The sequence below is a fragment of the Rhodococcus aetherivorans genome (genome assembly GCF_025722975.1).
GTDB classification, from domain to species: Bacteria; Actinomycetota; Actinomycetes; order Mycobacteriales; family Mycobacteriaceae; genus Rhodococcus; species Rhodococcus aetherivorans.
Map to the genome: position 1 here is coordinate 6,016,301 of NZ_CP106982.1, position 12,629 is coordinate 6,028,929.

Consider the following 12,629-nt stretch of genomic DNA (forward strand, 5'->3'; position numbering starts at 1 on the left):
GAAACAGCCCGGCCTAGATCCGCCCCGCCAGACCGGGGTAGTCCACGACGAAACCGTCGCCGTCCACCGTCACCGAGGAGCTGGAGACCGGGGACAGGACGTGGATGCCGTCGGCCGCGCTGCTGTAGACGAGGGTGGCCTCCTCGATGCCGAGGTCGAGCAGGTTCACGTAGACGACCGGAACCTCGAGTTCGTCCGCGCCGGACTGCAGCCCGTAGCGGCGGATCGGCAGCGCATTGAAGAACGGGCTGAGGATGACATCGACGTCGAGTGCCCCGCCGAACGCCGAACGCTGGTGCTGGGTGCCGTTGTCGACCATCCAGATGCCCTCCTCGGACCGGCTGATCGACATGTGCCTCTCGCCGGCGGCCACGGTCGTGCGCACCGACAACCGGCGCGTCACACCGTTCTCGTCGGTCACGAGGTCGTACGACGCGCTGAACGCGGGGTGCTCCGCGCACTGCGCGCCGACGATGCGACCCGCCGCCTTGATGCGACTGCCGCTCAGTTGGACACGCACCGACTCCATCCGAGGAACGTCGTACGCCCGCCACGTCAGAATCGCGGGCCAGTTCGATGCTGGGCTCGCCGCAGACCGCGCGGCATCGGGGACTGGGATGCTCACGTGTCTACGTTAAGCGACGAGCCACCCCCAGGGAGCAGGGGTGCCGTGAATCGTGCCCTTCGTGTAGCCGACGACTATGGCGAACGTGGCGATCGTCACACCACGGGCGCGTGTCCGCGGCACCAAGACGCGGTTGCCGGGCGGTGACCACCGGCGTTGTGCAGCGCGTTTGAGCACGCAACCCGCTACCCGCAAGAGACTGGCCTACAGTCGCCTCATGCGTACCGTGTGGACAGTTCCTCAGAACATCGCCCAGATCCTCCTGGAGTCCCCCGAGATCCAGATGTTCCTGACCAGCAACGAGCTGCCCGATACCGCCGCGGACCCTCGTCAGCGCCTCGCCGAGTTCACTCGTGCGCTCGCCGCCCTGGCCCGCCACACCGGACGCGCCTTCGGCTCCGTCGATGCCGCCAACCGCGAACTGTTCGGCGGCTCCGCCGGCACCGTACCGGTCGCCTTGCGCCTCGCCGTCCTGCGCGAGATCGTCACCGACGTCGACGACCGCACCCCCACCCCGGACCCGCTGCCGGCGATGGTCGTCGAACAGCTCGGTGCCTATGTGTACGCCCTCGTCGATCCGCGCGACCACACCGTCCTGCACGTCGGACAGGGCCGCGGAAACCGCCTGTTCGCCTTGACCTGGACGGCACTCGGCGAAAACCACAAGCTCACCGCCGGCGGCGAGGCCCCGCCCGCCCACACCCCCGAAGCCGACGCGGCTGTGCACCGGATCCGTGCCGTCTACGACTCCGGCTACTCCGTGGGCCACTACGTCGTGGCCGACCGGGTGGCCCCGGCGGTCGACGCCGACCACGCCGCCGGCTTCACCGCGCAGGCCCTGGTCTCGGTGCTGGGGCTGCTCGAACCGCACGACGGCGAACTCGTGCTGACCAACCTCGTCGGCGCGACCGAGGAATCCGACCGGGTGGCCCACCCCATCGAGGAGCTGATACGTCAGTACTCCGCGGAGGCCGCACCCGAGCTGCCCACCCCGTGCGTCGTGCTGCGGATCACGGATGCGAAATCGGCTTCCCCCGAACAGGTCCGAGGACTCGCCGACCGTCCGTGGCCGGCCGGAGCCGCGGCACGCAGGGTCGACGGACTGCCCATCCTGGTGGTGGCGGACAACATCGTGCGCGGCGCCTACCGGGCCACCGGCTGGGAAGCGGCATCCCGCACCGAGGACAACGGCGGCACCATCCTCTACCGCTTCCTCGGCGACGCCGATCCCGAACTCGAGAAGCTCTTCGTCGACACCCGTCTGACGCCGGATCGGCTGGGACTCAAGCGCTGGCCGTCCCACGGCTGGGCGCCGCGGCTCACGCGGGCCCTGCCCCACCGGCCGAGGCCCTGACACTGCGGAACGGTTGACACTGCGGGGCGGTCCGGGCCGTGCCACCACGGCCCGGGCTTCCCTACTGTCGGTTGAGCCGGCTCACCTGCCACTCGGGGTGAGAATGGGCTCGTGCAGGTCGTAGTAGTGCACGTCGCCGAGCAGGCGCATCTCCTCCTCCAGAAGCGGCCGCAGATCGTCGGGAATCTCCATCCGTTCGTGGGCCCGTGCCTCCTCCTCGGACGAGAAGTACACCGTCTCGACGTACCCGTCGTCACCGTAGGTGGCGAGCGTGCCGCCGATGATCTCGGGCCGCAGCTCATGCACCCGGTCCTGACCCTCGGCGAGCAGACTCTTCATCCGCCCGAGATCGGGGCAGTGCCCCTCCATGACCTGTACGAATCCTGCAGTGTCCGAGCCACCTTCCATCCACACCTCGACGTCACGGCAGTCGTGGACGGTGATCTCCCCGTCGAAGCACTGCTCGGCCTCGGCCCACCACGCGCCCTGCTCCGGACGTTCGCTGTTGCGGCGGGCCGCCTCCTCCGACTCGAACCGCGCCACCGACACGAAGGTGCCGTCGTCGCTGAATCCCGACGTGCTACCCAGATAGCCCACTGCGCCCGGGCGCAGCTCGTCCGTCCACCGCTGCAGGCAGGCCTTCAGTCCCTGCTCGTCGCGAACCGTCCCCTGCCAGACCTGAATGAACATCACTATCGCCTCCACGTGCGGGACAAGCCCGCACCCAACGGCTTCCGTGGCCGACCCGTTGCCGTCCACCGTCGGCGTCACCCGACGGCCGGCAATCGCGACCACCGTAGATTCAATGATTCGCCTGTGCCGGAGCACGGACAAGAGGGAGCGGGACCGGAACATGCGGAAATGCCGGAAGCCCCCCAACGATGTTGGGGGGCTTCCGCCTGAGTTAGGACATTTGGCTTAGTGTCCCGATTCGAAGCCGAGACGGGTGAGAATCTCCAGTTCAGCAGCAGGGATCTGCGGCGGAAAGTCCTGGACGGCGCCGTTGATGGCGATGGTCGAGGTTCGTAGCGGCCGCAGTTGCTTGACCAGCCTCGCGATCGCCACACCGGTGTGGTCCTGGGCGCAGCGGGCGACGGCCAGAGCGGCGAACACGATGGTCAGGTGCGCCTCGATGGCGTCGCGGGTGCGGTGGAACATCGGCCGTGCCCGCAGATCGGTCTTCGACATGCGAAACGACTGCTCGACATGCCACAGGTCGTGGTACTTGCCGATCACCTCGCCCGGTTCCATGAGCGTGACCGGGATATTGGTGACGTATCCCTTCAAGCCGACCAGCGATCGAGCTCGTGCCAGCGCGGCATCATCGAGTCGCTGACCTGCGGTGGTGGTCTTGACGAAGCGCGTCGCCTTCGACTTCTGGGTGCCCTCGACCACCGCCCGCGCCCTCGCCTCCTGGGCATTGAGAGTCTGGTTGTCGCGCACGGCACGTTTGCGGGTGTACTGCCAGATCGCCCGCCACGAGGTGGGATGCCGAACCGGATCCCAGACCGGTTCGGCCCGCCTTTTCACGGTGTTGACCACGCTGCGGGCGTGCCGGGGGGTGACGGTGTCGATGATCTGCCCATCGGTGAACACATCACCGTGCCAATGGAAATGGGACGTCAGATCAGCGGGCGCCTTCGTCACCCGGGAGCCGACGATGAACTTCAGGCCGGCCTCGTCGAGAGCGGTGAGATTCGCCGCCGACAGCATGCCGGCATCGGCGGCGATGACCATCTCCACGCCCTCGAGGTCGTGCCGGGCTTGGAACTGACGCACCATGGGGACCAGGGTGTGCGTTTCGGCCTTGTTGCCCTCGAAACAGGCGATCTCCAGTGGGAACCCGGTGCGGTCGACGAGCAACCCGACCACGATTTGTGGATCGACCCGGCGCTCTTTGGAGTAGCCGACCTTGCGCAGGTCGTCTTCCTTCTCGGCCTCGAAGTACAAGGTGGTCACATCGAACAGCAGCAATCCCAACCCGCCGGTGCTGGCCGCGTACTCGAAGCAACGGCGGGCGATCCGGTCGCGGTAGTCGCCGGTGATGATCTGCGCGAGGTGGCGTTGAATCGTTTTGTACGACACCGGATCAGCGCCGAGATCGTCGAGGACGCGCAGGGCATCGATCTTCGAGGTCGGTTCGACGATCCGGGCGATGACCAGGTCTTTGAACACCGCGTCGTCGATGATGTCGAAGCCGAGCCCGTCGTAGACGAAGGTGAGCACGTCGTAGAGCAACCGGGCGCTGGTGCGCACGGTTCGTCCCGCCCCGGCGAGCTCGCCACCCTTGCTCGTCGTCGGGCCGGGCAGTTGGCCGGTCCGCCAGTCGGCAACATCGGCGATCTGCTCGACGGGCGTCGGCACATCCAGCTCCAGCACGCCTTGATCGCCGTGCAGCAGGTGTCGGGCTCGTTCGAGCAGAATGCCCAGCTCGACGTCGGTATGCGCGGACCCGACGTGAGCGAGGATCTCGTGCCGGCCGCGGTGTTTGCGCACGACCTGCACCGCTACCGCCCCGGATGCGGTGCGCACTTTCCGCACGAATGCCACGGCCCGAACCTACCTGCTTAGTGTCCCGATCCGCTTCGTCGACGTCGTGAATGCGCAGGTGGAAGCCTCGGCAGGTGTTCTACCCGCCAGTAATGTCCTAACTCAGGCCGGAGCACGGACAAGAGGGAGCGGGACCGGAACATGCGGAAATGCCGGAAGCCCCCCAACGATGTTGGGGGGCTTCCGGTAACGGGTGTTCGGCGGTGTCCTACTCTCCCACACCCTGTCGGGTGCAGTACCATCGGCGCTGGAGGGCTTAGCTTCCGGGTTCGGAATGGGACCGGGCGTTTCCCCTCCGCTATGGCCGCCGTAACTCTGCGAAACGACCCATACCCACTCGCTTCGCTCGTGAACGATCGAGTGAACGCTGTTCCCCCTTGTTCCGGGGGCTTCGCCTTCACTCGATTCACGAAAAGCGTGTGAATCGGGTGTGTTGTTTCAGATACCGCACAGTGGACGCGTAGCTTCTTTGTGGTAAGTCCTCGGCCTATTAGTACCGGTCACCTGCATGCGTTACCGCACTTCCAGTTCCGGCCTATCAACCCGGTGGTCTGCCGGGGGCCTTACCCCCTCGAGGGGGTGAGAAACCTCATCTTGGAACAGGCTTCCCGCTTAGATGCTTTCAGCGGTTATCCCTTCCGAACGTAGCCAACCAGCCGTGCCCCTGGCGGGACAACTGGCACACCAGAGGTTCGTCCGTCCCGGTCCTCTCGTACTAGGGACAGCCTTCCTCAAGTTTCTAACGCGCGCGGCGGATAGAGACCGAACTGTCTCACGACGTTCTAAACCCAGCTCGCGTGCCGCTTTAATGGGCGAACAGCCCAACCCTTGGGACCTACTCCAGCCCCAGGATGCGACGAGCCGACATCGAGGTGCCAAACCATCCCGTCGATATGGACTCTTGGGGAAGATCAGCCTGTTATCCCCGGGGTACCTTTTATCCGTTGAGCGACACCGCTTCCACATGCCGGTGCCGGATCACTAGTCCCGACTTTCGTCCCTGCTCGACCTGTCGGTCTCACAGTCAAGCTCCCTTGTGCACTTGCACTCGACACCTGATTGCCAACCAGGCTGAGGGAACCTTTGGGCGCCTCCGTTACATTTTGGGAGGCAACCGCCCCAGTTAAACTACCCACCAGGCACTGTCCCTGAACCCGATCAGGGTCCGAGGTTAGAGGTCCAATACGATCAGAGTGGTATTTCAACAACGACTCCACCCACACTGGCGTGCGGGCTTCCCAGTCTCCCACCTATCCTACACAAACCGAACCGAACACCAATACCAAGCTGTAGTGAAGGTCCCGGGGTCTTTTCGTCCTGCCGCGCGTAACGAGCATCTTTACTCGTAGTGCAATTTCGCCGAGTCTGTGGTTGAGACAGCAGAGAAGTCGTTACGCCATTCGTGCAGGTCGGAACTTACCCGACAAGGAATTTCGCTACCTTAGGATGGTTATAGTTACCACCGCCGTTTACTGGGGCTTAAATTCTCAGCTTCGCGGAGTGAACTCCGCTGACCGGTCCTCTTAACCTTCCAGCACCGGGCAGGCGTCAGTCCGTATACCTCGTCTTACGACTTCGCACGGACCTGTGTTTTTAGTAAACAGTCGCTTCTCTCTGGTCTCTGCGACCACCCCCGGCTCACGGAGCAAGTCCGGTCACCGGGACTGGTCCCCCTTCTCCCGAAGTTACGGGGGCATTTTGCCGAGTTCCTTAACCACAGTTCTCTCGATCGCCTCGGTATTCTCTACCTGACCACCTGTGTCGGTTTGGGGTACGGGCCGTGTGAAAGCTCGCTAGAGGCTTTTCTCGGCAGCATAGGATCATGGAATTCGCCTCATTCGGCTACGCATCACCTCTCAGGCTGTGTGCGACACGGATTTGCCTGTGTCACGCCCTACGGGCTTACACCGGTACAACCACTGACCGGCCCCACTACCTTCCTGCGTCACCCCATCGCTTGGCTACTACCACCGAAGGTCCCGTGCAGCAGGCTCTCGGCTCCCGAAGGAACTCGATCACCCTTTGGACGGTTAGTACCGATGATTCACCAGGGGCGCGTTCACACGGGTACGGGAATATCAACCCGTTGTCCATCGACTACGCCTGTCGGCCTCGCCTTAGGTCCCGACTCACCCTGGGCGGATTAACCTGGCCCAGGAACCCTTGGTCATTCGGCGGACGAGTTTCTCACTCGTCTTTCGCTACTCATGCCTGCATTCTCACTCGCGCAGCCTCCACACCTGGATCACTCCGGCGCTTCCCCGGCTGCACGACGCTCCCCTACCCACCCGCACCACTGCCGGACGATCCGTGGACCCTCCGGGGTGTTGTGCGAGTGCCGCGGCTTCGGCGGTGTACTTGAGCCCCGCTACATTGTCGGCGCAGAACCACTTGACCAGTGAGCTATTACGCACTCTTTCAAGGGTGGCTGCTTCTAAGCCAACCTCCTGGTTGTCTCAGCGATCCCACATCCTTTTCCACTTAGTACACGCTTAGGGGCCTTAGCCGGCGATCTGGGCTGTTTCCCTCTCGACTACGAAGCTTATCCCCCGCAGTCTCACTGCCGCGCTCTCACTCACCGGCATTCGGAGTTTGGCTGATTTCGGTAAGCTTGTGGGCCCCCTAGACCATCCAGTAGCTCTACCTCCGGTGAGAAACACGCGACGCTGCACCTAAATGCATTTCGGGGAGAACCAGCTATCACGGAGTTTGATTGGCCTTTCACCCCTACCCACAGCTCATCCCCTCAGTTTTCAACCTAAGTGGGTTCGGGCCTCCACGACGTCTTACCGTCGCTTCACCCTGGCCATGGGTAGATCACTCCGCTTCGGGTCTAGAACATGCCACTACAGACGCCCTGTTCGGACTCGCTTTCGCTACGACTACCCCACACGGGTTAACCTCGCGACATGCCACTAACTCGCAGGCTCATTCTTCAAAAGGCACGCCGTCACCCCCAGCAGACCAAACTGCTCGAAGGCTCCGACGGATTGTAAGCGCACGGTTTCAGGTACTATTTCACTCCCCTCCCGGGGTACTTTTCACCTTTCCCTCACGGTACTAGTCCGCTATCGGTCACCAGGGAGTATTCAGGCTTATCGGGTGGTCCCGACGGATTCACAGCAGATTTCACGGGCCCGCTGCTACTCGGGTATTCGAATCGACAGTCACCGCGTTTTCGTCTACGGGATTCTCACCCTCTACGACAGGCCGTTCCAGACCATTTCGACTAACACAGGCGATTTCTCACTGTCGGCCGGCGCGGCAGCACCGACACATCGAACCCCACAACCCCGAACACACAACCCCTGCCGGGTATCACATGTATCCGGTTTAGCCTCTTCCGTTTTCGCTCGCCACTACTCACGGAATCACATGTTGTTTTCTCTTCCTGTGGGTACTGAGATGTTTCACTTCCCCACGTTCCCTCCACACGCCCTATATATTCAGGCGCGGGTAACACGACATCACTCGTGCTGGGTTTCCCCATTCGGAAATCCTCGGATCACAGCTCGGTTGACAGCTCCCCGAGGCATATCGCAGCCTCCCACGTCCTTCATCGGCTCCTGGTGCCAAGGCATCCACCGTACGCTCATAAACACTTACAACAAAGATGCTCGCGTCCACTGTGCAGTTCTCAAACAACACACAACAACCCCTACCGCAAGAAAACCATGTCCTCTTGTTTCGCGGATCATCGTCGCTGACAAAACACTCGCGTGTTCTCTCAGGACCCAACAGTGCACCGATATAACCACCGCAGAAGGACACTCGGGTCCTTCCCGCGCGGTGATGACTGTCAGCGTTCCACCCATGAGCACCACCGGATTACGTGTGAATCCGAAATGGCTCTGCCTCGCTCCCCCGGCACCTGTGTGCTGGTCCGAGCAAGGAGTTGCTCCTTAGAAAGGAGGTGATCCAGCCGCACCTTCCGGTACGGCTACCTTGTTACGACTTCGTCCCAATCGCCGATCCCACCTTCGACGGCTCCCTCCCACGAGGGGTTAGGCCACCGGCTTCGGGTGTTACCGACTTTCATGACGTGACGGGCGGTGTGTACAAGGCCCGGGAACGTATTCACCGCAGCGTTGCTGATCTGCGATTACTAGCGACTCCGACTTCACGGGGTCGAGTTGCAGACCCCGATCCGAACTGAGACCGGCTTTAAGGGATTCGCTCCACCTCGCGGTATCGCAGCCCTCTGTACCGGCCATTGTAGCATGTGTGAAGCCCTGGACATAAGGGGCATGATGACTTGACGTCGTCCCCACCTTCCTCCGAGTTGACCCCGGCAGTCTCCTGCGAGTCCCCAACCGAATTGCTGGCAACACAGGACAAGGGTTGCGCTCGTTGCGGGACTTAACCCAACATCTCACGACACGAGCTGACGACAGCCATGCACCACCTGTACACCGACCACAAGGGAAACCCCATCTCTGGGGCGGTCCGGTGTATGTCAAACCCAGGTAAGGTTCTTCGCGTTGCATCGAATTAATCCACATGCTCCGCCGCTTGTGCGGGCCCCCGTCAATTCCTTTGAGTTTTAGCCTTGCGGCCGTACTCCCCAGGCGGGGCGCTTAATGCGTTAGCTACGGCACGGATCCCGTGGAAGGAAACCCACACCTAGCGCCCACCGTTTACGGCGTGGACTACCAGGGTATCTAATCCTGTTCGCTACCCACGCTTTCGCTCCTCAGCGTCAGTTACTGCCCAGAGACCCGCCTTCGCCACCGGTGTTCCTCCTGATATCTGCGCATTTCACCGCTACACCAGGAATTCCAGTCTCCCCTGCAGTACTCAAGTCTGCCCGTATCGCCTGCAAGCCCGCAGTTGAGCTGCGGGTTTTCACAGACGACGCGACAAACCGCCTACGAGCTCTTTACGCCCAGTAATTCCGGACAACGCTCGCACCCTACGTATTACCGCGGCTGCTGGCACGTAGTTGGCCGGTGCTTCTTCTGTACCTACCGTCACTCGCGCTTCGTCGGTACTGAAAGAGGTTTACAACCCGAAGGCCGTCATCCCTCACGCGGCGTCGCTGCATCAGGCTTGCGCCCATTGTGCAATATTCCCCACTGCTGCCTCCCGTAGGAGTCTGGGCCGTGTCTCAGTCCCAGTGTGGCCGGTCGCCCTCTCAGGCCGGCTACCCGTCGTCGCCTTGGTGGGCCGTTACCCCACCAACAAGCTGATAGGCCGCGGGCCCATCCTGCACCGGAAAACCTTTCCACCCCGGAACATGCATCCCGAGGTCCTATCCGGTATTAGACCCAGTTTCCCAGGCTTATCCCGAAGTGCAGGGCAGATCACCCACGTGTTACTCACCCGTTCGCCACTAATCCACCCAGCAAGCTGGGCTTCATCGTTCGACTTGCATGTGTTAAGCACGCCGCCAGCGTTCGTCCTGAGCCAGGATCAAACTCTCCGTTGAAGACTCACAATCAAACCCCGAAGGGCCGATCAGTCATAGACATCGAGCCAAATCACCAGCAAAAAACTCAAACCAGCAAAAAACACTGACCACCACAGACGGAAGAATGCGGCAGCCAGCAACGATCATCTCACGACACCTCATCGGCTTGACACCATGGTCGGCGTCTGATCTGATCGCACCAAACAAAATATTTGGCACTGACATTCATCGGCACACTGTTGAGTTCTCAAAGAACACGCGCACACCATCGCTACGCACTTTTCAGTGCTTCACTCCGGGGCAACCGTTCCAGCCTAACATCGGGGGCTTTCGGAATCAAAATCCGCGGCCGATCCGATCTCAGGAGCGATTGGAAACCCTACCAGAAGGTTTTCAATCGGGTTAATCAGGCGCCTTCGTCCAACCTCGTTTTCCCGGGCCCCTGCGGGCCGGGTCGGTGTCCGTGTCGCTCTGACCTGGAATAAGTTACGTGATCATTCGACCCCGCGCCAAATCGCCAGGTCAGGACGGGTGTTTGCCCGCGAGGACGGCTGTTTCCGCGACACGGAACCATCCCCTGTGCCACTGCGTCTCACCTTCCGAGGCGTCCGCCTCGTGGCAGTCCCCGCGCGGACCGTAGCCGGCGTGCGCACTGCGTGGCACCGTCGTTGTCGTTCCGCGGCGCGCGTCCCCGATCACGTCAGGCATAGGAGACCCATGAGTGGCTTTCCCGCAGAGATCGTCCCGCCGGGCCGGGCGGACGGACCCGGCTCGGGGTCCCCCGCGGCAGCGACGTGCGCGGCGGCCTGCCAGGACTACCTCGCCGCGCTCGACGAGCTCCTCCTCGGGATCGGCGACCGCGAGGCCGGCGACTGTGCGGGTGACGTCGCACCGAGCGTGGCCCGCCGGATCGAGGCCGTGGTCCGGATGAAGGCCGTCTTCGAGTCGATCGCGTCCCCCGAGGCACACGTCTCGCTCTTTCGGCGGACGTGATCATTGCATCTCGCGTCGCGGCACGGGCCGCCCGAATTCTCGAGTAACGTGCTCCGTGAGCAAAGCGAGAAAGGGTGCCGTGACGTCGACCGGGAACATGGTGGGTTTGTTCGCCGGTATCGGCGGACTCGAGCTCGGCCTGGCCGAGCACGGCTGGCGCACCGAACTGCTCTGCGAGATCGACGCCGGAGCCCAGGCCGTGCTCCGCGCCCGCTTCGCCGATGTACCTCTGCACACCGACGTCACCCGCCTCCGTTCCCTGCCCCAGGCAACCGAGGTCGTCACCGCGGGCTTTCCGTGCCAGGACCTGTCGCAGGCCGGCAGGACCGCCGGCATCACCGGCTCCCGGTCGGGCCTCGTCGACGAGGTGTTCCGGTTGGTGCGGCGCAAGCAGGGCCCGCGATGGCTGCTCATCGAGAACGTCCCCTTCATGCTGCAACTCGGACGCGGCGCCGCGATGCGTCACATCACCGATGCGCTCGAGGATCTCGGGTACGCGTGGGCGTACCGGGTCGTCGATGCCCGCGCGTTCGGACTCCCGCAGCGCCGGCAGCGGGTGCTCATGCTCGCCTCGCGCACCGACGACCCCCGGACGGTGTTGTTCGGCGAGGACGCCGGCGCCCCCGCGGAAGGCGATCCCGGCACCCACCCGTGCGGGTTCTACTGGACCGAAGGCGTGCGCGGTCTCGGCTGGGCGGTCAACGCCGTGCCCACGCTCAAGGGCGGCTCCACGGTGGGCATCGCGAGTCCGCCGGCAGTGCGGCTGCCGTCGGGCGAGATCGTCACTCCCGGTCTGATCGACGCCGAACGGCTGCAGGGCTTCGACCCCGACTGGACCGCACCCGCCATCCAGGCGCCCGGTGTGCGGACCGGGCATCGGTGGCGACTCGTCGGCAATGCAGTGAGCGTGCGCATGGCCGCGTGGGTCGGTGGACGGCTCGGGCGGCCGATCGACTACTCCCCCGACCACCAGACCCCGCTGCGGCCCGGCGACCCCTGGCCGAGTGCCGCCTGGGGCGCGCGGCGGCGGGCTTTCCGGGTGCACGAGTCGCACTGGCCGGTGCAGGAACCGTACGAGGATCTCGCCGGATTCCTGGAGGACGCGCGCCTGCTGTCGGCGCGGGCCACCGCCGGTTTCCTGCGGCGGGCCCGGTCCGGGAACCTGAGATTCGTGCCCGGCTTCCTCGACGACGTCGAATCCCACCTGGACCGCATGGGCGGCTTCCCCGAGGCCGCGGCCTGAGGACGGAGCCGACCCCCGTGCCCTCCACCGATCCGCAGACCAGCGCCCGGATGAGCCGGCAGCGGCGCAGGGACACCGTCCCCGAGGTGGCCCTGCGCCGGGAGTTGCATCGTCGCGGGGTGCGCTACTTCGTCGATCGTGCTCCCCTGCCGGGGATCCGTCGTCGCGCCGACCTGGTGTTCCCGCGCCGCCGCGTTGCGGTGTATGTCGACGGGTGCTTCTGGCATCGTTGCCCGCAGCACGCCACCGATCCGAAGAACAACGCCGAGTGGTGGGCCGCCAAGCTCGCCGGGAACGTGGCCCGGGACCGGGACACCGACGCGGCGCTCGCCGCGGCCGGATGGACGGCGGTGCGGATCTGGGAGCACGAGGACCCCGCGGAGGCCGCGGATCGGGTGCAGGCCGCATTGTTCGCGGCGGGACCGGGTACTGCCGATTCCTGACCGGCGAAGGA

The 12,629-nt window shown here is 63.8% G+C and carries 7 protein-coding genes and 3 rRNA genes; 4 read left to right on the plus strand and 6 right to left on the minus strand.

All coding sequences use genetic code 11. The annotated features are described in order from the left end of the window. Positions 1 to 13: 13 nt before the first annotated feature. Positions 14 to 619: a putative glycolipid-binding domain-containing protein gene (locus OCS65_RS27555; RefSeq protein ID WP_080688625.1), complete on the minus strand. Its 606-nt coding sequence runs from the start codon at positions 617 to 619 to the stop codon at positions 14 to 16. A gap of 223 nt (positions 620 to 842) precedes the next feature. On the opposite strand from OCS65_RS27555, the gene OCS65_RS27560 reads away from it, so the two are divergent. Beyond that, positions 843 to 1,979 (plus strand): GIY-YIG nuclease family protein, encoded by a 1,137-nt coding sequence (locus tag OCS65_RS27560; RefSeq protein WP_006944466.1) that lies wholly within the window; start codon positions 843 to 845, stop codon positions 1,977 to 1,979. A gap of 81 nt (positions 1,980 to 2,060) precedes the next feature. On the opposite strand, the gene OCS65_RS27565 is transcribed toward OCS65_RS27560, so the two are convergent. From OCS65_RS27565 to OCS65_RS27585, 5 genes are all read right to left on the minus strand, one after another. Then, positions 2,061 to 2,669: a hypothetical protein gene (locus OCS65_RS27565; RefSeq protein WP_029547057.1), complete on the minus strand. Its 609-nt coding sequence runs from the start codon at positions 2,667 to 2,669 to the stop codon at positions 2,061 to 2,063. Positions 2,670 to 2,897: 228 nt separating this feature from the next. Continuing rightward, positions 2,898 to 4,529 (minus strand): IS1634 family transposase, encoded by a 1,632-nt coding sequence (locus OCS65_RS27570; protein WP_263508292.1) that lies wholly within the window; start codon positions 4,527 to 4,529, stop codon positions 2,898 to 2,900. A gap of 195 nt (positions 4,530 to 4,724) precedes the next feature. Next, positions 4,725 to 4,841, minus strand: a 5S ribosomal RNA gene (gene rrf, locus OCS65_RS27575). A gap of 158 nt (positions 4,842 to 4,999) precedes the next feature. Next, positions 5,000 to 8,137, minus strand: a 23S ribosomal RNA gene (locus tag OCS65_RS27580). A gap of 298 nt (positions 8,138 to 8,435) precedes the next feature. Continuing rightward, positions 8,436 to 9,957, minus strand: a 16S ribosomal RNA gene (locus tag OCS65_RS27585). The 16S, 23S and 5S rRNA genes sit together here, the layout of an rRNA operon. 699 nt (positions 9,958 to 10,656) lie before the next feature. On the opposite strand from OCS65_RS27585, the gene OCS65_RS27590 reads away from it, so the two are divergent. From OCS65_RS27590 to OCS65_RS27600, 3 genes are all read left to right on the plus strand, one after another. Next, the gene (locus OCS65_RS27590; RefSeq protein ID WP_029547056.1) at positions 10,657 to 10,932 is read left to right on the plus strand and encodes a hypothetical protein; all 276 of its coding nucleotides are present in this window, start codon (positions 10,657 to 10,659) and stop codon (positions 10,930 to 10,932) included. 97 nt (positions 10,933 to 11,029) lie between these two features. Then, the gene (locus tag OCS65_RS27595) at positions 11,030 to 12,175 is read left to right on the plus strand and encodes a DNA cytosine methyltransferase (RefSeq protein WP_029547055.1); all 1,146 of its coding nucleotides are present in this window, start codon (positions 11,030 to 11,032) and stop codon (positions 12,173 to 12,175) included. A 17-nt stretch (positions 12,176 to 12,192) separates the two neighbouring features. Further along, positions 12,193 to 12,618 carry a very short patch repair endonuclease gene (locus OCS65_RS27600; RefSeq protein WP_006932816.1) on the plus strand — a complete coding sequence of 142 codons (426 nt, stop codon included), beginning with the start codon at positions 12,193 to 12,195 and terminating at the stop codon, positions 12,616 to 12,618. The last annotated feature ends 11 nt before the right edge of the window (positions 12,619 to 12,629 follow it).